20 protein-coding genes are annotated in these 20,652 nt (G+C 75.1%); 6 read left to right on the top strand and 14 right to left on the bottom strand.

Annotated features, from left to right (window positions below; translation table 11 throughout):
* Positions 1–57 precede the first annotated feature (57 nt).
* Entirely contained in the window at positions 58–714 is a 657-nt protein-coding gene (locus tag ACH45N_RS21945; RefSeq protein ID WP_397397830.1) for a LysE family translocator, read from the top strand.
* A 44-nt stretch (positions 715–758) separates the two neighbouring features.
* On the opposite strand, the gene ACH45N_RS21940 is transcribed toward ACH45N_RS21945, so the two are convergent.
* Complete coding sequence (locus ACH45N_RS21940) at positions 759–1,082, bottom strand: MTH1187 family thiamine-binding protein (RefSeq protein ID WP_397397828.1); 324 nt, start codon at positions 1,080–1,082, stop codon at positions 759–761.
* 71 nt (positions 1,083–1,153) lie between these two features.
* Between ACH45N_RS21940 and cofD the strand changes: the two genes are divergently transcribed.
* Together cofD and ACH45N_RS21930 are read left to right on the top strand one after the other, a co-directional pair.
* Entirely contained in the window at positions 1,154–2,095 is a 942-nt protein-coding gene (gene cofD / locus ACH45N_RS21935) for a 2-phospho-L-lactate transferase (RefSeq protein WP_397397826.1), read from the top strand.
* Positions 2,092–2,835 carry an NTP transferase domain-containing protein gene (locus tag ACH45N_RS21930; protein WP_397397824.1) on the top strand — a complete coding sequence of 248 codons (744 nt, stop codon included), beginning with the start codon at positions 2,092–2,094 and terminating at the stop codon, positions 2,833–2,835. Before cofD ends, ACH45N_RS21930 begins: the two co-directional genes overlap by 4 nt.
* A 33-nt stretch (positions 2,836–2,868) precedes the next feature.
* Here the strand turns inward: ACH45N_RS21930 and ACH45N_RS21925 are convergent, their stop codons facing one another.
* Positions 2,869–4,524: a PLP-dependent aminotransferase family protein gene (locus ACH45N_RS21925; protein WP_397397822.1), complete on the bottom strand. Its 1,656-nt coding sequence runs from the start codon at positions 4,522–4,524 to the stop codon at positions 2,869–2,871.
* Between the two features lie 89 nt (positions 4,525–4,613).
* Between ACH45N_RS21925 and ACH45N_RS21920 the strand changes: the two genes are divergently transcribed.
* Positions 4,614–5,597 (top strand): aldo/keto reductase, encoded by a 984-nt coding sequence (locus tag ACH45N_RS21920; RefSeq protein WP_397397820.1) that lies wholly within the window; start codon positions 4,614–4,616, stop codon positions 5,595–5,597.
* 37 nt (positions 5,598–5,634) lie between these two features.
* On the opposite strand, the gene ACH45N_RS21915 is transcribed toward ACH45N_RS21920, so the two are convergent.
* Positions 5,635–6,249 (bottom strand): nitroreductase family protein, encoded by a 615-nt coding sequence (locus ACH45N_RS21915; protein ID WP_397397818.1) that lies wholly within the window; start codon positions 6,247–6,249, stop codon positions 5,635–5,637.
* 161 nt (positions 6,250–6,410) lie between these two features.
* Between ACH45N_RS21915 and ACH45N_RS21910 the strand changes: the two genes are divergently transcribed.
* Entirely contained in the window at positions 6,411–6,740 is a 330-nt protein-coding gene (locus ACH45N_RS21910; protein WP_020017913.1) for a cupin domain-containing protein, read from the top strand.
* 15 nt (positions 6,741–6,755) lie between these two features.
* On the opposite strand, the gene ACH45N_RS21905 is transcribed toward ACH45N_RS21910, so the two are convergent.
* From ACH45N_RS21905 to ACH45N_RS21885, 5 genes are all read right to left on the bottom strand, one after another.
* Positions 6,756–9,851 carry an FAD-binding and (Fe-S)-binding domain-containing protein gene (locus ACH45N_RS21905; RefSeq protein ID WP_397398622.1) on the bottom strand — a complete coding sequence of 1,032 codons (3,096 nt, stop codon included), beginning with the start codon at positions 9,849–9,851 and terminating at the stop codon, positions 6,756–6,758.
* Positions 9,852–9,970: 119 nt separating this feature from the next.
* Positions 9,971–10,414, bottom strand: a complete 444-nt coding sequence (locus tag ACH45N_RS21900; protein ID WP_397397816.1) for an OsmC family peroxiredoxin — start codon at positions 10,412–10,414, stop codon at positions 9,971–9,973.
* Positions 10,415–10,495: 81 nt separating this feature from the next.
* Positions 10,496–11,356: a hypothetical protein gene (locus tag ACH45N_RS21895; RefSeq protein ID WP_397397814.1), complete on the bottom strand. Its 861-nt coding sequence runs from the start codon at positions 11,354–11,356 to the stop codon at positions 10,496–10,498.
* 55 nt (positions 11,357–11,411) lie between these two features.
* Entirely contained in the window at positions 11,412–11,954 is a 543-nt protein-coding gene (locus tag ACH45N_RS21890; RefSeq protein ID WP_397397812.1) for an RNA polymerase sigma factor, read from the bottom strand.
* A gap of 100 nt (positions 11,955–12,054) precedes the next feature.
* Entirely contained in the window at positions 12,055–13,659 is a 1,605-nt protein-coding gene (locus tag ACH45N_RS21885; protein ID WP_397397810.1) for a glycosyl hydrolase family 18 protein, read from the bottom strand.
* A 527-nt stretch (positions 13,660–14,186) separates the two neighbouring features.
* Here ACH45N_RS21885 and ACH45N_RS21880 point away from each other — a divergent pair.
* A complete protein-coding gene (locus ACH45N_RS21880; protein ID WP_397397808.1) occupies positions 14,187–16,316 on the top strand; it encodes a LuxR C-terminal-related transcriptional regulator in 2,130 nt (709 codons plus the stop codon).
* A gap of 7 nt (positions 16,317–16,323) precedes the next feature.
* On the opposite strand, the gene dtd is transcribed toward ACH45N_RS21880, so the two are convergent.
* From dtd to ACH45N_RS21850, 6 genes are all read right to left on the bottom strand, one after another.
* Positions 16,324–16,749, bottom strand: coding sequence for a D-aminoacyl-tRNA deacylase (dtd, locus tag ACH45N_RS21875; protein WP_377228330.1), 426 nt, complete (start codon positions 16,747–16,749; stop codon positions 16,324–16,326).
* A complete protein-coding gene (locus ACH45N_RS21870) occupies positions 16,746–17,816 on the bottom strand; it encodes an asparaginase (protein ID WP_397397806.1) in 1,071 nt (356 codons plus the stop codon). The genes dtd and ACH45N_RS21870 overlap by 4 nt, the downstream gene beginning before the upstream one ends.
* The gene (locus tag ACH45N_RS21865) at positions 17,810–18,136 is read right to left on the bottom strand and encodes a DUF2516 family protein (protein WP_377236201.1); all 327 of its coding nucleotides are present in this window, start codon (positions 18,134–18,136) and stop codon (positions 17,810–17,812) included. The genes ACH45N_RS21870 and ACH45N_RS21865 overlap by 7 nt, the downstream gene beginning before the upstream one ends.
* Before the next feature lie 48 nt (positions 18,137–18,184).
* Positions 18,185–19,111 carry a permease prefix domain 1-containing protein gene (locus ACH45N_RS21860; protein ID WP_397397804.1) on the bottom strand — a complete coding sequence of 309 codons (927 nt, stop codon included), beginning with the start codon at positions 19,109–19,111 and terminating at the stop codon, positions 18,185–18,187.
* Complete coding sequence (locus tag ACH45N_RS21855; RefSeq protein WP_377243464.1) at positions 19,111–19,452, bottom strand: PadR family transcriptional regulator; 342 nt, start codon at positions 19,450–19,452, stop codon at positions 19,111–19,113. The genes ACH45N_RS21860 and ACH45N_RS21855 overlap by 1 nt, the downstream gene beginning before the upstream one ends.
* Positions 19,453–19,519: 67 nt before the next feature.
* Entirely contained in the window at positions 19,520–20,635 is a 1,116-nt protein-coding gene (locus ACH45N_RS21850) for an aromatic acid exporter family protein (protein ID WP_397397802.1), read from the bottom strand.
* Positions 20,636–20,652 lie beyond the last annotated feature (17 nt).

The raw sequence follows: 20,652 nt of genomic DNA, 5'->3' as shown, positions 1-20,652 counted from the left end.
GGGTGAAGGTGTAGTGAGACTTGTCCCGGGGTCCTGTCACGTCTAGGGTCCCGGGCCATGACGAGCGCCGCGCCCACGCTGTGGCCCGTCCTGCTCGCCGGCCTGGTCGCCGGGTACGCCGTGGCCCTGCCGGTGGGACCCGTCGCGTCCTACCTCGTGGGGCTGGCCGCCCGGCACCCGTGGCGGGTGGGCGTGGCCGGAGCCCTTGGGATCGCGACGGTCGACGGCACCTACGCCCTGGTCACGGGCCTCTTCGGCACGATCGTCGCCGACCTGGTGCGGCCCGTCGCCGGTCCGCTCCGGATCGCGTCCGCCGTCGTGCTCGTGGTGCTCGCCGCCCACGGCGCCCGGACCGCGTGGCGCGAGCGGGCGGCGTCGGACGGCGGGACGCGCACCGACCCGCTCAGCGCGCCGCGCGCCTTCGGCAGGTTCGTGGCGATCACCGCGATCAACCCCGGCACCGTCCTGTTCTTCGCCGTGGTCGTGACCGGCGGCGCGCTGCTGCCCGACGCCGCGGCGACCGGCGCCGCGCCGGTCGCCGCCGTCGTGTTCGGGGTCGCCGCGTTCCTGGCGTCGGCGTCGTGGCAGCTCGTGCTGGCCCTCGGCGGGACACTGCTGGGCCGGGTCCTGTCCGGGCCGCGCGGCAGGCTGGGCACGGCGCTGGCGTCGTCGGGCCTGATGGTGGCCCTGGCCGTCGTCATGCTGCTGGGCTGACGGCGCCCGGCGCCGGTCGCGCGGCCCCGCGGCCGCCGTGCACCTCAGGAGTGGCCGGTCTCCGTCTCGTCCGCGGCCAGCCGCTCCTCGACCCGGGTGATCTTGCTGTCGATCTGCCCGGGGGCGGCGCCCGGCCGGATGTCGGCCTTGATGACGAGGGACACCCGGTGCCCGCCGCGCGCGACGGAGTCGGTCGCGCGCTGGATCACCGGCATCACCTCGTCCCAGGACCCCTCGATCTCGGTGAACATCGAGGTGGTCCGGTTCGGGAGCCCGGACTCCCGGACGATGCGGACGGCCTCGGCGACCTGGTCGGCGACGGACTCGCCTGCGGTCATGGGGGCTACGGAGAACGCGAAGACAGCCATGCCCCCATCCTGCCCCCTCCGGCCGGGTCCGGGAGGTACGGACCGGCGCGGCGCGCACGTAGGCTCGACGCGTGAACGTCACCCTCCTCGCCGGCGGGGTCGGCGGTGCGCGGCTCGCGCACGGCCTCGATCTCGCGCTCGGCGCGGCACCCACCGGAAACCAGGCCCCGGCCCTGACCGTCGTCGTGAACGTCGGCGACGACACCGAGCTGCACGGCCTCGACATCTCCCCCGACATCGACACCGTGCTCTACACCCTCGCCGAGCTCAACGACGAGGAGCGCGGCTGGGGTCTGCGCGGCGAGTCGTACGCGACGCTGTCCGCGCTCAAGGACCTCGGCGAGGACACCTGGTTCACCCTCGGCGACCGGGACCTCGCGACCCACATCGTGCGCACCGCGTGGCTGCGCCGGGGCGAGCCCCTGTCCGCCGTCACGGCGCACCTGGCCGCCACGATGGGCGTCCGGCCGCGCGTGCTGCCCGCGACCGACGACCGGCTCGCGACCCTCGTCGACACCCCGTCGGGGCGGCTCGGCTTCCAGGAGTACTTCGTGGGGCGGCAGCACGCGGACGCCGTCCTCGGCCTGCACTTCGACGGGGCCGACGCCGCCCGCCCGGCTCCCGGCGTGCTCGACGCGCTGGGCGCCGAGCTGGTGGTGCTCGCGCCGTCCAACCCGTTCCTGTCCATCGAGCCGCTGCTCGCGGTGCCCGGGGTCCGGGAGGCGCTGGCAGCCGCCCCGGGCCGGCGCGTGGCGGTCAGCCCCATCGTGGGCGGGCAGGCGATCAAGGGACCGGCCGCCCAGATCCTGGAGTCGCTGGGGCACGAGGTCTCCGCCCTGGGCGTGGCCCGGATCTACGCGGACCTCGTGGACGTCATGGTGATCGACGAGCGCGACGCGGACCTCGCCGGCGCCGTCGCCGACCTCGGCCTGGCCGTGCACGTCACCGACACGATCATGGGCGGCCCGCCCGGTCGCGAGCGCCTGGCCCGCGAGCTGCTGGCGCTCGGATGACCGGCTCGCCCGGGCCGGGCGGGGGCACGACGGCGGTGGTGCCCCTGCGGGACGGCGTCTCCGGCAAGTCCCGGCTCGCCGCCGTGCTCGACGCCGGTGCGCGGCGCCGGCTCGTCCGCGTGCTGGCCCGGCACGTGGTGTCGACCCTGCTCGCGGCCGACGGGATCGACCGGGTGGTCGTGGTGACGGCGGACCCGGACTTCACGCGCGAGACCCTGGCCGGGCTGCCGGTCGAGGTGCTGGAGCAGCCCGCGGACCGGCCGGGCCTGAACGCCGCGCTGGAGCACGCCCGGGAGGTGCTGGCGGCGGGCGGCGGGGCGGGCAGCGGGGCGGGCGGACGGGGCCGCCTCCTGGTTGCGCACGCCGACCTCCCGGCGCTGACCCCGGGGGACGTGTCGGCCCTGCTCGCCGAGCACGCCCCGGTGGTGATCGGGACAGACCGGTATAGGTCGGGCACCAACCTGCTGCTCCTCCCCTTTGAGGCCCGGGTTTCTTCGCTTTCGACAGCCGCACAGCGGAGAAACCCGGGCCTCAAAGGGGAGTTCCGGTTCCGGTTCGGGGTCGGGTCGCTGGCGGCGCACCTCGCCGAGGCCGAGGCGCGGGGGCTGGCCGCGTCGGTCGTGGACCGGCCGGGCACCGCCGTCGACCTGGACACCGCCGACGACTGGTCGCAGCTCCCGGACGAGGTCCGTTCCGCCGTGGGCGCGCAGGTTCCCGGCCTGCCGGACGTCGCGCGCTAGCTGTACTGACCCGGCGCCGGCCCCGGGCCCGCCTCAGGACGCCGCGGCCCCGGCCGAAGCCGCCTCGACCGACGCCACCCCTGCCGACGCCGCCTCGACCGCGGCCCGCAGGCCCCGGATCGCCGCCGGCAGCCGCGCGTCGGCCAGGTTGCCGTAGCCGACGACGAGCACGGTCGAGCGGGCCGCGGGCGCCGCCTGGTACCGCCGCAGGTCCACCAGCGCGATGTCCCGGGCCGCCCCTTCGCGCACGACGGCGGCAGCGTCGACGACGACGGCGGCGTCGACCGCAGCGGCGTCGACCGCAGCGGGGTCGACCGCAGCGGGGTCGACCGCAGCGGCGTCGTCGACCGGGTCCACCCCGGCCGCCCCGTCCACCCCGGCCACCCCGTCCACCCCGGCAGCCCCGGCCCCGCCCGGCCCGACCCGCACCCCGGCGAGGTCCACCGTCACGTGCATCCCGGCCGCGATCCCGCCGATCCGCGCGCCGGGGAGCTCGCGCTCCAGGGCGGCCAGGAGCGCGGCCCGGCGGCGGCCGTACCGGGTCCGCGCCGCGCGCAGGTACCGCGCGTAGGCGCCGTCCCCGACGAACCGGGCGAGGGTGAGCTGGTCCAGCGTCGCCGGGCCGGGCGCCGGCCCACGGCGCACGGACACGTCCAGCACCGGGGCCCGCCAGCGCTGCGGGACCACCATCCAGCCGATCCCGAACGCCGGGGCCAGCGTCTTGCTCGTCGAGCCGAGCAGCAGCACCCGGCCCGGGTCGAGCCCCTGGAGGGCGGGCACGGGCCGGCGGTCGTAGCGGAACTCGGCGTCGTAGTCGTCCTCGATCAGCAGCCCGTCCACCTCGCGCGCCCAGTCGAGCAGCGCCGCGCGCCGCTCGTCCGGCAGGGCCGCGCCCAGCGGGAACTGGTGCGCCGGGGTGAGCAGCGCGGCCCGGGCGCCCGTGCGGGCGGCCGCGGCGCGCAGCAGCGCGGGCGAGATCCCGTCGTCGTCCACCGGGACCGGCACCGGGGTGAGGCCCGCGGCCGCGGCGACGTCGCGCAGCGCCGCCCAGCTCGGGTCCTCGACGAGCAGGTGCGTGTGGCCCGCCGCGGCGAGGGCCGCCGCGATCCGGGACATGCCGTCGGCGGCGCCCCGGGTGAGCACCACGGCGTCGTCGGGCCCGGTCACGATCCGGGAGCGCCGCAGGTGGGTCGCCACCGCGGCACGGGCCGCGGGGTGCCCGGCGGGCGGCTGCGCGCCCAGGTCCTGGTTGGTCGCGTCCGCGAGCGCCTCGCGGGCCGCGCGCAGCCAGGCGTCACGCGGGACGTGCCGCAGGTCGGGCACGCCGGGGGCGAGGTCGTGCGTCGCGCGGTCGGGGGCGCGCTCCAGCCGCGCGGCGGGGACGGGCCGCCGCCCCGCGCCCGCGGCGGCAGGGGGTGCGGGCGCGACCGCCGCGACCCGCGTCGCCGACCCGGTGCGCGCCTCCAGCACCCCCTTGCCCACGAGGTGCCCGTACGCCTCCGTGATCACCCAGCGCGAGATGCCGAGGGCGTCGGCGAGCGTGCGGCTGGGCGGCAGCGCCGTGCCGGGAGCCAGGCGGCCGGAGGCGATGTCGCCGAGGATCGCCTCCTCCAGCCGGTGCCGCAGCGCGCCCGGGCCGGGCGCCGGCGCGATCAGCACATCGGCGGAATTGGTCTGGTCCAGGACCATGGCATTGGACCGTAGCACCAGACCGATCTCTCCCTAGCGTGGTGCGTGCCGGGCAGCAGCCCGGGAGGACAGCAGCCGAAGGAGCTGACATGCGGTACCGCACGCTGGACAACGGGCACACGTCGTTCGAGGTGTCGACGCTGTGCCTGGGCACCATGTGGATGGGGACCCGGACCGACGAGGAGACGTCGTTCGCGATCCTGGACCGGTTCGTCGAGGCCGGGGGCACGTTCCTCGACACGGCGAACAACTACAACGACTGGGGCGAAGGCTACGGCCGCGACTCGGAGGACGTGCTGGGCCGCTGGCTGGCTGCCCGCGGCAACCGGGACGAGCTGAGGATCGCGACCAAGCTGGGCGCGGCGAAGAAGGACCCGAACCTGCCGCTGTCGAACACGCCGCCCACCAACTTCCAGGGCCTGGCCGCCTCGACGATCGACCGGGAGGCGCGCGAGAGCCTGCGCCACCTGGGGCTGGACCACATCGACCTGCTGTACGGGCACGTGGACGACCGGGACACGCCGCTGGAGGAGACGGTCGGCGCGTTCGGCAAGCTGGTCGACGAGGGCGTCGTGGGGATCCCGGGCATCTCGAACGTCGCCCTGTGGCGGGTCGTCGAGGCGCGGGAGACCGCTGCGCGCCTCGGGGTCGCGCCGTACGGCGCGGTGCAGCAGTGCCACAGCTACCTCTACCCGCGGCCGCAGCCCCTCCGGACCAACTGGGCCTCGCCGGAGCTGCTCGACTACGCCCGGTCCACCGGGGTCGACGGCCGGCCGGGGCTCACCGTGCTGGCGTACTCACCGCTGCACCAGGGCGTGTTCACCCGCGACGACAAGCCGTTCTACGACGGCGCCGACCACGCGGGGTCCCGCGCCCGGATCGCCGAGCTCCGGGCCGTGGCCGCCGAGCTCGGCGCGACGCCCAACCAGGTGGCGCTCGCGTGGCTCCTCGGCGGCGAGGTGCCGGTGGTCCCCGTGTTCGGCGCGAGCAGCGTGGCGCAGCTCGACGAGGCGCTCGGCGCGGTGGACCTGGTGCTCGACGACGACGTGCGGGCGCGGCTCGACGCCGTGTGACGCCGACCCGAGTGACACGGGCCGGCGTGCCGCCGAGTCACCACCCGCCGCGGTGCACCACCTCGTCGAGGGGCTTGCGCCGGCGGCGGGTGGGCGAGCCCTTCGCCCCGCCGTCGGCCGGGTGCCCGACGGCGACGACGCCGGTGATCTCGAACTCCTCCGGGATGCCGAGCTCGGCCCGGACCGCCGGCACGTGCGCCGGCGGGACGCCGAAGAAGCAGGCGCCCAGCCCCTCGTCGACGGCGGTCTGCAGCATCAGCAGGGACGCCATGCCGACGTCGACGTGCCAGAACGGGACGGGCCAGCGGGACTCGTCGAGGTCTTCCCAGCCCTTGTCCTGCTCGGCGTACCGCCGCAGGTAGGCGGCCTTGGACGCGAGCGCCAGCACGATCACGGGGGCGGTGCGCATGCCGGCGAGCCAGGCCGACATGTCGCGCTCCGAGCGCACCGCGTCGTCCGGGGTGGACGCCGCCCAGAACCGGTCCCGGTCCTCGGGCGCCTCCAGCACCACGAACGCCCAGCCCTGGCTGAACCCCGCGCTCGGGGCGCGGACGGCGTTGCGGGTGATCCGGTCGACGGCCTGCGCCGGGACGGGCTCGGCGGTGAACTTGCGGTGCATCCGCCGTGTGCGGACGACGTCCTGGAACTCCATGCCCGCATTCTCCTCCGGCAGCACCGAACGTACGGCCGCGAACGTACGGCCGCGAACGTAGGCGCAGTCGCTCCATGGCCGCTCAGAGAGCGACCAGACCTACGTTCGGCGTCCCACGAAACTGGTTGCCGACCGGCGGCGCGCCCGCCAGTCTGAGGAGCATGACTCTTCAGGCGATCGAGCAGGCGACGCTGCCGTACGGGAACTTCGAGGGTTACCTCCACGGCTCCGAGGTGTCCGTCATCTTCGAGAAGGTGGCCCAGGACGGCACCGGTCCCCGGCTGCACCGGCATCCCTACTCCGAGACGTTCGTGATCCGGTCCGGCCGGGCGCTGTTCACCGTGGACGGCAAGGAGTTCGAGGCCGTGGGCGGCCAGATCCTCGTGGTCGAGGCGATGGTGCCGCACAAGTTCCGCACCCTGGGCGCGGACCTCTACGAGGCGGTCCACATCCACGCGAACGACCGCTTCGAGACGGAGTGGCTGGAGTAGTGGCCGGAGCGGCCGCTACAGCCGGTCGGCGATGACCTCCAGCAGCGACCTGCCCTCGACACCCAGGAGGTCGAGGGCCTGGGTGCGGCAGGAGAACCCGTCGGCCAGGTAGGTGGTGCCGGGGGCGGCGTCGCGGAGCGCGGGCAGCAGCGCGTTCTCCGCGACCGCCACCGACGTCTCGTAGTGCCCCTTCTGCATGCCGAAGTTGCCGGCCAGGCCGCAGCAGCCCGCCAGCACCTCGATCTGCGCGCCGCCCTGCTCCAGCAGCGCCTGGTCCGCCTCGTACCCCATCACGGAGTGCTGGTGGCAGTGCGGCTGCACCACGGCCGAGACGTCGGCCAGCGACGGCATCTCCCACTCGTCCGGGGTGTCGTCCGAGGTGAGCAGCTCCGCCGCCGTCCGCGTCATGCGGGCCACGGCCTGCGCGCGCGGGTCGTCCGGGAACAGGTCGATCAGGTCGGACCGCAGCACCGCGGTGCAGGACGGCTCCAGGCCCATGATCGGGATGCCGTTCACGGCGTACGGCCCCAGCACCTCCAGGAGCTTGAGCAGCCGGCGCCGGGCGCCGTCGAGCTGGCCGGTGGAGATCCAGGTCAGGCCGCAGCACGCCTGCTCGTCCGGCACGATGACGTCGAACCCCGCGGCGGTCAGCACCTTCAGGGCCGCCTGCGGCACGGTCGGCGAGAGCGCGTCGCTGAACGAGTCGGTCCATAGGACCACCTTGGGCTTGGTCGCGAGCCGCGCCGCCGTCCTGCCCTCGCGCCCCGGTTCGCCCGTGACCGGCAGCCCGGGCACGCCGTGCGTCGCGCCGCCGCGCGCCCACCACTGGCGGAACGGCACCTCGGCGAACTTCGGCATCGACCGGCGGGTGTCCATGCCGCCCGCCCACAGCACCGCCTTGCCGATCCACCTCACGCCGAGCAGCGCGTTGACCAGCTCCGGGACAGCGCCCGCGAGGCGCGCCCAGCGCGGCAGCCAGCCCAGGGCGTAGTGGTCCACGGGCCGCAGCTTGCCCCGGTAGGTCCGGTACAGGACCTCCGACTTGTACTGCGCCATGTCGACGCCCGCCGGGCAGTCGCTGGAGCAGGCCTTGCAGGACAGGCACAGGTCCAACGACTCGCGGACCTCGGGCGCGGCGAGGCCGCCGACAAGCGTCCCGTTCACCGCCTCCTGCAGCACGCGGGCCCGCCCGCGCGTGACGTCCTTCTCGTCCTTCGTGGCCTGGTAGCTGGGGCACATGAACCCGCCGGCCGCCGAGGTGTCGGCGCGGCACTTGCCCACGCCCACGCAGCGGTGCACGGCCGTGGTCAGGTCGTTGTGGTCGTGCGCGAACGAGAACCCCTCGTACCCCGACTTGCGGCGCACGCCGTGGCCGGACCCCTTGCCGACCAGCGGCAGCTTGGTGCGCACGGCGGCGGCGGCCGGGCGGCGCAGGTCGGCGTCCACGGCCCGCGGCCGCACGACGACGCCCGGGTTGAGCAGGTCCTGCGGGTCGAACAGGGCCTTGAAGCGCTCCATGAGGGCGATGGCCTCGGGCGAGTAGATCAGGGGCAGCAGCTCGGACCGGGCCCGGCCGTCGCCGTGCTCGCCGGACAGCGACCCGCCGTACCGGGCCACGAGCTCAGCGGCCTCCATCATGAAGGTGCGCAGCACCGAGCCCGACGTCTCCAGCGGGATGTCGATGCGCAGGTGCACGCAGCCGTCGCCGAAATGCCCGTAGGGCAGCCCGTCCACGCCGTACCGGTCCATCAGCGCCTGGAGGTCGCGCAGGTAGGGCCCGAGCTTCTCGGGCGGCACCGCCGAGTCCTCCCAGCCGGGCCACGCCTGCTCCCCGGCGGGCGTGCGGCCGGCGAGGCCGGCGCCGTCGGCCCGGATCTGCCACATCTTGGTGGCGTCCGGCCCGGCGGGCAGCACGGCGGAGTCGAGCGCCGTCGACGCCGCGACGATCGCGTCCGCGCGGCCCAGCGCCTCGGCCTGCGACGAGCCGCCGACCTCGATCATGAGCCAGCCCGTGACGTTCGGGTCGCCCGCGCCGGGCAGCGGCGGCACGGACGTGGCGCCCTTGGCACGCCGCACGACGTCGACCAGGCGCGCGTCGAGCCCCTCGATGGCGAGGGGCTTGTGGTCCAGGAGCCGCGGGACGTCGTCGGCGGCGGTGGCCATGTCCGGGTAGCCGAGGACGACGAGCGTGGGCGCGCCCGGCACCTCGACCAGGTTGAGCTCGGCCTCCAGGACGGTGACGAGCGTGCCCTCCGTGCCCACGAGCGCGCGGGCGAGGTTCGACCCGTTCTCGGGCAGGAGGTGCTCCAGCGAGTAGCCCGACACCTGGCGGCCGAACCGGCCGAACTCGGTGCGGATCAGCGCGAGGTTCTCCCGGACGAGCTCCTTGAGGCCGGGCACGTCGGCGAACTCCGGGTCGCCCGAGCCCGCGGTGAACCGCCGCCCGGCGCCGTCGACCACGTCGAGCGAGACGACGTTGTCGGCCGTGCGCCCGTACGCGACCGCGTGCGGGCCGCAGGCGTTGTTGCCGATCATGCCGCCGAGCGTCGCCCGGTTCTGGGTGCTCGGGTCGGGGCCGAACCGCAGCCCGTGCGGCCTGGCCGCCGCCTGGAGGGTGGACATGATCGTGCCCGGCTGCACGCGGGCCGTGCCGCGCTCCGGGTCGATCGAGAGCACCTGGTTCAGGTGCCGCCCCAGGTCGAGCACCACGCCGGGACCCACGGAGTTGCCGGCGACCGACGTACCGGCGCCGCGCGCCGTGACCGGGACCGCCAGCTCGCGCAGCGCCCCGAGGGCCGCGACGACGTCGTCGGTGCTCTCCGGGAAGACGACGCCCTCGGGGACCACGCGGTAGTTCGACGCGTCCGTGGAGTACTCCGCGCGGCGGCGCGTGCTGGTGTCGACGACGCCGCCCACGACGGTGCGCAGCGCGTCGGCGACCGCCTCGCGCGCTGCCGCCGCGGCGTGGTCCGCCTCGCGACGGGCGGCCGTGCGCCGCTCCTCGGTCTCGGCGCGACGGCGCTCCGCCTCCTCGGCGGCGCGGGCCTCGGCCTGCTCGCGCGCGGTGCGGGCGGCCTCGGCGTCGTCAGCGGTGTGGCCCTTGTCGTTCATGCCGTTCAGGGGTCGGGCGTCGTCATGGGTCTGAGGTGGCACCCCGCGATTCTCGCACCACGGGGCGGCAGATCGCGTCAGGCGTTCACGGGCGCGTGGCGCGCCCGTGAACGCGCTGATCAGCCCTCGAAGGTGACGTCGAGCGTGATCTGGCCGACGCCGGTCAGCGCCTTCGAGATGGGGCAGCCGACCTTGGCGGCCTCGGCCGCGGCCTTGAAGCCCGCCTCGTCGATCCCGGACGCGAAACCGCGCACGGTCAGGGCGCTCTTGCTGATGTAGAGACCGCCGGCGGGGTCCGGGCCGAGCGTGACCACGGCCGTGACCTCGATCTGCTCCGGCGTGGCGCCGGCCTGGCCCAGCTCGTTCGTGAAGGCCATCGTGTAGCAGGACGAGTGCGAGGCGGCGAGCAGCTCCTCGGGGCTCGTGACCCCGTTGGCCTCCTCGGCGGCGCGCGCCGGGAACGACACGTCGTACGTGCCGACGCCGGACGACGAGAGCTCGACCTGGCCCTTCCCGTCCTGGAAGGTGCCGTTCCAGGCGGTGCGAGCGGTACGTGCTGGCATGGTGCACTCCTTGAAGATCGCGTTGTGACCTCGGACGGGTCCCTGCGTGCCCGACCCTACGACGCCCGCCGGTCAGTCGCGTCACGGCGTGAAGTCGAGCAGCTCCTCGTCCACCGCGAGAACGGTCCAGCTGCTGCCCGCGGCGTCCGCCAGGTCGTACGCCGGGACGAGCAGCACGGCGCCGTCCGGCAGGGTGTACCGCGCCTCGGTGAGCACCGCCGAGACGATCGTGACGTCCTCGACGGGCCACGCGATCGGTCCGCCGGGGGCGGGTGCCGCCGCGGAGGCGTCGCCGCCCGCCCCGGACTCCCCGGCCCCACGTGCCGCCGGCGCGAACCGCGGGTCGCTCAGGCGCTCCACGGCCGCCTCCTCGCTGACCACCGGGTACGTGCCGAGGCTCGCGCCGTCGGCCGAGCGCACCTGCGCCGTCCGCGGCGTGTCCGTGAGCCCCACACCCGCGTGGAAGACGAGCCGGGTCGCGGAATCCAGGTCGCCGCCCGCATCGAGCGGCTGCACGCCCTCGGCGCGGTCCTCCTCCGGCGCACCCAGGACCGCGGGACCGTCCGCTTCCCCCTCGGACGCCGCCGGCGCCTGCGCGGACTCGGCGGCCCCGGTGTCCGCGGCCATCGGGGCGAGGCCGAGGCCGGCGTCGCCCGCCAGATAGCCGCCACCGCCCACGGCGACGACGCCCGCGACGGCGGCCGCCACGAGCCACGGCGTCCGACGGCGGTGGCGCCGCACCGCGATCTCGTCGACGGGTGCGGTCCGGACGGGCTCGCGCCCGGCGGTCTCCCGCCCGGTGGGCTCCGGCCCCGACCCCGAGATCAGCGCGTCGACCTTGGCCCGGAGCACGCCCTCGACCGGATCGGGCGCACGCTTCGCGGGGTCCGCCGCCGTCAGGCGGCCGAACGCCGGGTCCTCCGGTCGCTGGTGCTCGTTCATCGCTGTCCCTCCGTGCCGTGCCCGGCTGCGCGCCGTCCACACCCTCTACATGTGCTCATGCGTCCACCGCTTGCTCGTGCGCGTCCCACGCGTCGCGGAGCCGGGCCCGGGCCCGGGACAGCGCGGCGTCGGCGCCGCCGCGGGAGACGCCCAGCACCTGGGCGAGGTCGTCGCCCGACAGCCCGTCCCAGGCGACCAGCAGGAGGATGCGCCGGTCGCGCGGCGACAGCCGGGCCAGCACCTGCCGGACGGCGTCGTCGTCCACGGCCAGCGTCGCGGGGTCCACGTCGTCGGGTTCGTCGGGAACGATCGCGACCGGCAGGGCGCGCATCTTGCGCCGGTGGTTCGCCAGCACGTAGCCGGCCGTCCGGTAGAGCCAGGGCAGCGCCGCAGCGTCGGGCACGTCGTCGCGCCGCCGCCACGCGGTGGCGAGCACCTCGGCGGCGAGGTCCTCGGCGTCGGAGGCGCGGCCGCCGTCCGGCAGCCGGCGCACGAAGTAGGAATAGAGGGCGCGCGAGTGCGCGTCGAAGAGCGCGCCGAACCAGGCCTCGTCGTGCTGGGGCGGCTCGTCCTGCGGGGCGCCGGGGCTGTCGTCCACGCCCTCACTCTGTCGCGGGTGCCGGGTTCCTTGCACCCCCCGGACACAGAGAACCCCGGCGGGACGTCCCGCCGGGGTTCTCGTGTCAGGGTGCCTCAGGTCAGCAGGCGCCCAGGTCCTGCCACACGCCCCACTCGCCCGTGGTCCCGGGCGTCTCGCCCTGGGTCCACCACTTGGCGCGCCACTCGTGGCCGCCGTGCGAGACGGTGTTACCGCCCACGTAGACGGCGGAGGCGCTCCAGGCGGCCGAGGCGCAGGCGTCGCCCGGCGGGTCGGTCGGCGGGTCCGTGGGCGGGTCCGTCGGCGGGTCGGTCGGGTCGGTCGGCCCGCCGCCACCCTCCACGGGTCCCGGGGTCCCGGAGCCGAGCACGTTCCACAGCGCCCCGGTCAGCGCGCCGGACCGGTCACCCGACAGGTCCCACCACATGGCGCCGCCGAGCCCCTCGGACCGGATGTACTGCGCCTTCTTGGCGACCGACTGGTCGTTGTCGTACGACCACCACGTGTTGCCGTCGTGCCGCCAGGCGGCGCCGAGGTTCGCGTCGTAGTAGCCGGTGCCCACGTTCTTGATCACGTCGTAGTCGTTGATGCCGGCCTCCCACTGGCCGGGAGCGGCACCGGTCGCCGTGCCCCACGCCGCGGACGACGTCGCGCCGGTCCAGCCGCGGCCGTACATCGCGAGGCCGAGGCCGAGCTGCGCGGGGTCGATCCCGGCGTCGGTGTAGGTCCGCACGGCGAGGTCCGCGCTGAACTGCCGGGCCTCCTCCCGCGGGTCGGCGGGGTCGTGGTAGAGGTTGCCCTGGTGGCCGGTGAGCGCCGGGTCCCAGGCGCCGTGCAGGTCGTAGCCCTGGACGTTGCCGAAGTCGAGGTACTCGAAGATCTCGGGGTCGTTCCAGCCGCCGTCCTCGACGTCGGCCGGGTTGGCGGGCAGGAACGCGGAGAGCTCGTAGTCCTTGCCCGTCGTCGCGCCGAGGGCGTCGAGCTGCTCACGGAACTCGGCGAGCAGCAGCTTGAAGTTGCGCGCGTCGTTGGCCTCGTCGACGTGGTTGCCCACGTTGCCGTTCTGCGAGCCGGGCCACTCCCAGTCGATGTCGAACCCGTCGAAGACGCCTGCCGCGGCGCCGGTGCCGCCGCGGCCGTCGATCACCGGCAGGTTGCCCTTGATGAACATGTTGACGCAGCTGGAGACGAACTTCTGGCGCGAGGCGTCCGTCGCGGCCGCCAGCGAGAAGTTCTTGGACCAGGTCCAGCCGCCGATCGACATCAGGACCTTGAGGTCCGGGTGCTTGGCCTTGAGCTGCTTGAGCTGGTTGAAGGACCCGGCCAGTGGCTGGTCCCACGTGTCGGCGGCGCCCGAGACCGAGTTGGCCGCCGTGTAGCCCATGCCGTAGTCGGCCCAGGCGTCGCCCGCGCCGTCAGACCCGTTGGGGCCCTCGCCCTGCGCCTTGTTGGCCTCGAAGCACTCGAGGTTCTGGTGGTGGATGTTGGCGAAGGCGTAGTTGATGTGGGTCAGCTCGTCGGCCACGCCGGACGTGTCGAGCTGCTTGACCTGGTAGCCGCGGCCGTACACGCCCCACTGCGTGAAGTAGCCGACGCTGCGGAAGCCGTTGATGGCCGAGGTGCTCGCACCGGCGGCCGCCGTCTCGGCCTCGGCCGCGTTCGCGTCCCGCAGGCCCACGCCCGCCACGGCGGCGGAAGCTGCCACCGCGAGCGCGGCGACCCCCGCAAGTATTCGTCGGGTGGTCTTACTGGCACCTGATAGCGGTTGGTACGTCGAGTCCATCGTCTTCCCTCTCTGGTCCGGTCGTCGATCCGGCAACGGTGGTCGCGCTGGTCATGCTCCGTTAAAAGTAAGGAAACCTGCGTTAACGGGAAATAAGGGGATTCCACACGGTGGGACTACGTAGTGATACGGGGCGGTCGACGCCGGGTTGTTTCGGTGTGAAACCTTCGCCACCGAAACAACTTCGTGCGGTATCAGGTACCCGGACGGCACGCGGCGGGGCAGGATGCCAGGAGCGGGGCCGAACCGCAGCAAAAGTCGCACGCCCAGGTTGATGCGGGTGAAACGTGTGGAGGTCATACTTGCGAGCACCGTGAACGAATCCGGGAGGCTCGACGATGACCGCGCTGCCGCAGCAAGTCGTTTTTCCGCTCCCCCTCGGTGACCGCACCGTGGCCCCTCACGTCGCGTGCGAGCTCACGCGCGTGGTGGGTGACGAACCTGGATGTGTGGACCAGACAGCACGGATGCTCGACGAGGAGCATCTGGTCGGGACGGCGCTGATGCCGGACCCGCTGCCTGCCGCACGTGCGGTCCGCGAGGCCGTAGGCCCGCTCGGCCTCGACGACGAGGCACGCCGTGTGCTGCTCGTCGCCGCCGTCGCCGTGGTGGACCGCACCGAGCTGTTGCTCGCCGCGTCGGGCACAGACATCGACACCCTCATGGCCGGCCCCGCCGGCCGCCACCTCCATCTCGTGGGCGGCCGGTTCCGCTTCCACCATCCACGCATCCGGTCGGTGGTGCACGACGACGCCGACCTCGCCTCCCGCACCGCGGCCCACGTCGCGCTGGCCGAGGTGCACCGCAAGGCCGACGAGCCGCTCATCGCGATGTGGCACACGGCCCTGAGCACCCTCGCGGGCGATCCGCTGCTCGCGGACGGCCTGGTCGAGCTCGCCGAGCAGCACCTCGCGCGCGGCGACGTCCACCGCGCGCACGAGGTGGCGCGGGAGGCCGCGAGCCACGGCACCGACCGGGTGCGGTCGCGCGCGTTCGCGGTGGCCGGACGGGCGGCGCTCTGGGCGGGGCACGTGCACGACGCCGTCGTGTACCTCCGCCGTGCGACGAGCCCCTCGGACGCCGGCTCGTCCGCGGCCGGCGCGCCCGACGCCGCCCGCTCGCTCGGCATCGCGCTGGCCCTGCTGGACGGCCGGCCCGACGCCGTCGTCCCGGAGGACGCCGCCGGACCCGACCGGGCCGCGATCGCCGCGGCCCGCAAGACGATCCGGCTGCTCGACGGCGCGCCCGGCGAGGCCGCCGCGATCCTGTCGGAGGTGGCCGAGCTGGCCCCGGCACGGCAGCCGGGCTGGTGGTTCGACGGGCCGGACGAGGCCCTGACCCCGCTCGCCGAGGCGCACCTCCGGGTGGCGCAGTCGTACCTGGCGCTGCGGCTCGGCAACATCACCGAGGCGGCCTCGGTGCTCGACGACGCCGTCGAGCGCCTGCCCGTGGCCCTCGCCTTCGGCGGGCTCGGGATCGCGCTCGCGCGCCGCCTCGACCTGGTCCGCGACGGGCACCTCCGGCGGCCCACCGCCGCCCTGGAGGCGTCGGTGCCCGGCCAGGTCGCGCCGGTGGTGCGGGCCGCCACGCTCGGCGACCGCGCCCAGACCGCCGTCTTCGACGGGCGCTGGGTGGAGGCCGCGACCCTGCTCGGGCTCGCGGCCGAGCGCGGCGGCGACGAGCTGCGGCGGCTCTGGCTGCCCACGCCCGACCCGGTGGAGCTGCTGGTGCTCGCCGGGCAGGACCGGGCCGCGCGCCGCTCCCACGAGCGGCTGCGGCTCCGGGTGCTGCCGTCGGTGGGCTCCGACGCGGGCGGCTATCCGGCCGGGGCCGGGCACGCCGGAACCGGCCACCCGGTCTCCGGCCACGCCGGACCAGGTCTGGCCGGGCCCGGCATGTCGGGCGGCGGCTTCTCGGGCGGCCCCATGCGGCGCCGTCGGCTCGACCTGGCGCGCGCCGAGCTCGCGCTCGCCGACGCGTCCGGCGTGAACCGGGCGCGCGAGCGCGCGGTCGAGGCGTCGCTGCGCGTGGGCTCCACGTTCGAGCGGGGCCTCACGGAGCTGGTCGCCGCCCGTTCCTTCGCCCGGCTGGGCCTGCCCGGCGACGCCGCCGCGCACCTGCTCGGCGCCCACGAGCTCTTCGAGGAGTCCGGCGCCAAGGCGTGGGAGCACATCGCCGAGCAGGCGCTCACCACGCCGGGGTTCGTCCGCGAGTCACCGGGCCAGGCGGGTCCGGCGCCCGGGGACGGCGGCGGCCGCAGCCGCGGCCGCGCCGCCGAGGCTCCCCCGCGTCCCGACGCCGGCCGGCCGCGCCGGGACCCGGCAGGGCCGGTGCCGACCGAGGCGCCGGGCGAGCCGGTCGTCGACGTCGGGGAGGAGCTGTGCGGGCAGTGGACCGATCTGCTCACCGAGCGGGAGCTGGACGTCGCGCGGCTCGTGGTGCAGGGCCGCACCAACCGGCAGGTCGCCGCGAACCTCTACGTGTCGGTCCGCACCGTGGAGGTGCACCTGGGGCGGGTCTTCCGCAAGCTCGGGGTGCGCTCCCGCACGGAGCTGGCGGTGCTGGCCCTGCGCGGGTAGACCCCGCTCAGGCCTCCAGGAGGATGGTCACCGGGCCGTCGTTGACCAGCTCCACCTGCATGTCGGCGCCGAACCGGCCCGTCTCGACCGTCAGGCCGCGCTCGCGCAGCGCGGCCACGACGGCGTCCACGAGCGGTTCGGCGACCGGCCCGGGCGCCGCCTGGTTCCACGTGGGGCGGCGCCCCTTGCGGGCGTCGCCGTAGAGCGTGAACTGGCTGACCACGAGGACCGGCGCGCCCAGGTCGGCCACCGACTGCTCGTCCTGGAGGATGCGCAGGTCCGCGATCTTGCGGGCGATGGTCTCGACCTGGGCCGGGCCGTCGTCGTGCGTGACGCCGACCAGGGCCAGGATGCCGGGCTTGTCGATGGCGCCCACCACCTCGCCGTCGACCACCACGGACGCGCGGGTGACGCGCTGGAGCACCGCCCTCACCGGCGGCCCTCGGCGTACTGGTCGGCAAAGACGGCCCGGACCTCGCCGACCGGGCGGCCGCCGCCGAGCACGGGCACGCGGCCCAGCCCGTCCAGGCCGCCGGGGTACACGCCCGGCAGGCCCGCCGCACCGGCGGCGCGCAGCGCGGCCGCGAGGATGGCGGGGCGCGCCCGGGCGGAGCCGTCGAGCACCTTGAACGCCAGCGCGGAGCCGTCGGGCAGGCCGGCGGCGTAGACGCCCTCGGCGCCGTCCTTGGCGACCAGGCCCGGCACGGCCTGCATGGCGAGCGTGACGTCCCGGCCGGTGCCACCCACCATGTCGGGGTGCGCGGAGATGGCGCGGGCGGCGCGCGCCTCGTGCGAACGGACGTCCTCCGTCGGCGCCGCGCCCAGGGTCGAGAAGGCGCGCGCCAGGCCGAGCAGCGTCGTGGAGAACAGGGGCGCGCCGCAGCCGTCGACGGTGGTGTGCATGACGAGCTCGGCGTCGCCGGTCAGCTCCAGGATGGTGCTGCGCACCGCCCGCTGCAGCGGGTGCTCGGGCGACAGGTACGTCTCGATGTCCCAGCCCTGCGTGAGGCAGGTGGCGAGCATCGCCGCGTGCTTGCCCGAGCAGTTCTGCGCGAGCGGCGCCGGACCCGGCCCGCCGTCGTGCGGCGCGATGTGCCAGTCGAGCGCGGCCGGCGGGTAGAGCGGCAGGTCGGGAGTGTTCTGGAGCGCGCTGGGGCCGAGGCCCACGGAGCCCAGGATCTGCAGCACGCCCTCCAGGTGGAACTGCTCGCCGTTGTGGCTCGCCGAGGCCAGCGCGAGCAGCCGGTCCGGCAGCTCCAGGCCCGCGCGCAGCATCGCGAGGAGCTGGAGCGGCTTGAGCGACGATCGCGGCCAGACCGGCGTGGTCGGGTTGCCCACCTGGAGCACCGGCCGGCCGGACGGGTCGAGCACCACGAGGTGCCCCAGGTGGACCGACTCCACGAGGTCGCCGCGGATCACCTCGGCCAGCGGCGCGGCGCCGTCGAGCACCGCGTCCGACGTCGAGGCCGCGCGGCCGACCGCCAGGGGCGCGGTCACCATCCGCCCTGCGGACCGCGCGGCTTGTTGCCCGTGCCGTACGGCAGCAGGCGGGGGCGCACGTCGGCCCAGTAGACGATGGCCGGGACCACCGCGATCACGTTCAGGAAGGAGCTGGCCGTGATGAAGCTCGGCGGCAGCCCCAGGAGGCCGAAGACGGCGGCCACGCCGAGGATCGCGAGCCAGATCGGCTTCGACAGCTTGCCCTCGGACGTGTAGGCGTTGGCGGGGCGACGGATCGCGTCGACCAGGGCGATGACCTGGACCGCGAAGACGATGACGCCCAGCACGATGAAGACGAACGTTTGGAGAGCTCCGAACACAGGACGAGCCTACGGCAACCGGGGCGGCGTCTCGCCTGGTCCGGGTGCTCAGCCGGCCCGGCGGGCGCCGTCCTCGTGCCTGGCCCCGAACAGCATGGTGGCGAGCAGCAGCATGAACACCACCCAGCCGAGCACGCCGGGGAGCCACACCCAGGACCAGCTCACCGTCGTGCCGACGATCAGCGCGGCGACGCCCGTCAGGCTCCACACCACCACGGTGTAGATGCCGAACCGCGCGGCGGCCGCCGGATCGCGCTCGAACCGGTTCCCCGCCTCCGCGTGCACGGTCTCCTCCGCCAGCGCCCACTGCTTCTTCCGGTTGGTGGTCGTCGCGGCGAGCCACGAGAGCAGCACCACGCCCGCCACGAGCACGAGCCCGTCCAGGACGAGCCACCCGTTGGTCCCGCCGAAGAGGTGCACCAGGGCGAGCAGGGCACCCACCAGCACCAGGCCCCAGCCGACGCCGAACAGCGCGGCCCGCCGGCGGGGCACCGGGTGGCTGGCCGTCGTCTCCTGGCGCAGCGAGCCGCCCACGACCCAGCCGAGTGCCGCCCCTGCCACCAGCGCGAGCGCCGTGGGCAGCAGGGGGCCGAGCTCCCCGTGCGCGTACCCCACGGCGGCGAACACCGTGCCCACCACGCTCGCCGCGAGCACGATCGACATCAGCACCACCGCCGCGACGAACGTCCCGGACGCCGGGACCCGGTTCCGGGCCATCAGCTCGTAGGCGGACGGCGCGGGCCGGTCGGCGTCACGCGGGCCCGCGTCCGCCTCGTCGACCAGCGCGCGCACGTCGCCGAGCTCGCCGACCGCGCGCCGCGCGGCGTCGTCGGGCGCCACGCCGCCGGCGGTCAGCTCGGCCACGCGGTCCACGAGGTTCGCACGGATCTCCTCCTTGAGGTCCTGCACGTCGGGGGTTGTCGGGATGCCCGCGAAGGCTTCGTCCAGCAGGCGGTGCACCGAGGTGTTCGTCATCAGGAACCTTTCAGGTCGAGGAGGGAGTCGATGGTGCGTCGCGTGGCCACCCACGCGTCCACGTTGCGCCGGTACACGGCACGGCCCGCGTCGGTGATCCGGTAGTACTTGCGGCGTCCGCCCTGGGACTCGTCGCCCCAGTACGCCTCGACCAGGCCGTCCTTCACGAGCCGCCGGTAGGCCGCGTAGAGCGTGGCCTCCTTGATCTCGTGGTCGCCTCCGGTCGCGTCGCGGATCTGCTTGTAGATCTCGAAGCCGTAGCGGTCCCGGGCGCGCAGCACCCCGAGCACGATCGTGTCGGTGTGCCCGCGCAGGAGGTCGGCGGCGAAGGGGTCTATCACGCCAACTACTGTATCTGATCAAGTACCTGACGACAACCAGTTCTGTGCACAGCCTGTGGACGGCCGGCTACAGCTCGGGCAGCGCCGCGCGCGCCTCGCCCGGGGTCGCCCCCGTTGCCTCCAGCGTGTCGACGAGGGGCGAGCGCAGCAGCATCACCAGCGACTGGACCTGCCAGTCGCCCTCGCCCACGGTCCGCGGGTCCACCTGGGCGGCCACGGTGGCCAGCACCTCACGCGCCCGGGCGCCGTCACCCCCGGAGCCGACGTCCGAGGCGAGCAGCCGCACGCCCGACGCGAAGCCCTCGACCAGTCCGGCGACCGGTCGGACGTCGTGGTCCCCCTCCACCACCGGGAGCACGCGGCGGGCCAGCACCCGCACCGACCGCATCGTGCGGTCCACGAGCACCGCCTGGTCCTCCAGCCGGGCGAGCTCGCCGCGGTGGATCCGCCCCACGGAGATGCGCGCCAGCTCGCGGGCGTCACGCGCGGCCTCCTGCCACTCGGCGAGCACCGGCTCCGAGGCCCGGCCGCGCACGAGGGCCGCCCGGACGTCGTCCGCGTCGTCCGAGCGCAGGCCGCGGGCGAGCGTCTCCAGCGTCTCGGCGAGCTCGGTGACGGCCTGCTCGGCGAGCGCCCGCGGACGGCGCCGGGTGTCGCCCGGCGTGAGCAGCGCGACCGTGAGCGCGACGGCGCCGCCGACCAGGGCGTCGGTCCACCGGCCGAGCGGTCCGCCGGAGACCTGCGGCAGGCCCACCACGATGATCGCCTGGACGCCGGCCTGCGTGACCAGGAGCGCGCCGCGGTCGATGAACCGCGCGGCGACGGCCGAGATGAACAGGACCAGGCTGAGCTGCCACCAGCCCGAGCCGATGAGGTGGACGATCAGGTCGCCCATCGCGACGCCGACCGCCACGCCCACGGCCATCTCGGACACGCGGCGCACGTCCCGCTGCGCGGTGAACCCGAGCAGCACCCACGCCGCGACCGGCGCGAAGAACGGCTGCTCGTGCCCCAGCACGTACCGCGCGACGAGATACGCGACGCCGGCGGCGAGCGACGCCTGCGCGATCGGGATGAGGCTCGCCCGCGCCCGGGTCCAGCCCTGCCGCAGCCGGGTGCGCAGCATGAGCGTGCGCATGGCCTTGCGCCACATCTCGTCGGCCGGGCCGGGCAGTGAGGTCACGGTGGCATCCTGCCATC

The sequence above is a fragment of the Promicromonospora sp. NPDC019610 genome, from assembly GCF_044389365.1.
In the GTDB taxonomy this organism is placed as follows: Bacteria; Actinomycetota; Actinomycetes; order Actinomycetales; family Cellulomonadaceae; genus Promicromonospora.
This window is presented reverse-complemented; position numbering and strand designations above follow the sequence as displayed.

Excerpts from the sequence above, each read along its gene's own strand:
- ACH45N_RS21945 (WP_397397830.1), top strand. The coding sequence starts at position 58 with ATGACGAGCGCCGCGCCCACGCTGTGGCCCGTCCTGCTCGCCGGCCTG.
- ACH45N_RS21940 (WP_397397828.1), bottom strand. The coding sequence starts at position 1,082 with ATGGCTGTCTTCGCGTTCTCCGTAGCCCCCATGACCGCAGGCGAGTCC.
- ACH45N_RS21930 (WP_397397824.1), top strand. The coding sequence starts at position 2,092 with ATGACCGGCTCGCCCGGGCCGGGCGGGGGCACGACGGCGGTGGTGCCC.
- ACH45N_RS21925 (WP_397397822.1), bottom strand. The coding sequence starts at position 4,524 with ATGGTCCTGGACCAGACCAATTCCGCCGATGTGCTGATCGCGCCGGCG.
- ACH45N_RS21920 (WP_397397820.1), top strand. The coding sequence starts at position 4,614 with ATGCGGTACCGCACGCTGGACAACGGGCACACGTCGTTCGAGGTGTCG.
- ACH45N_RS21915 (WP_397397818.1), bottom strand. The coding sequence starts at position 6,249 with ATGGAGTTCCAGGACGTCGTCCGCACACGGCGGATGCACCGCAAGTTC.
- ACH45N_RS21910 (WP_020017913.1), top strand. The coding sequence starts at position 6,411 with ATGACTCTTCAGGCGATCGAGCAGGCGACGCTGCCGTACGGGAACTTC.
- ACH45N_RS21905 (WP_397398622.1), bottom strand. The coding sequence starts at position 9,851 with ATGAACGACAAGGGCCACACCGCTGACGACGCCGAGGCCGCCCGCACC.
- ACH45N_RS21900 (WP_397397816.1), bottom strand. The coding sequence starts at position 10,414 with ATGCCAGCACGTACCGCTCGCACCGCCTGGAACGGCACCTTCCAGGAC.
- ACH45N_RS21895 (WP_397397814.1), bottom strand. The coding sequence starts at position 11,356 with ATGAACGAGCACCAGCGACCGGAGGACCCGGCGTTCGGCCGCCTGACG.
- ACH45N_RS21870 (WP_397397806.1), bottom strand. The coding sequence starts at position 17,816 with ATGGTGACCGCGCCCCTGGCGGTCGGCCGCGCGGCCTCGACGTCGGAC.
- ACH45N_RS21860 (WP_397397804.1), bottom strand. The coding sequence starts at position 19,111 with ATGACGAACACCTCGGTGCACCGCCTGCTGGACGAAGCCTTCGCGGGC.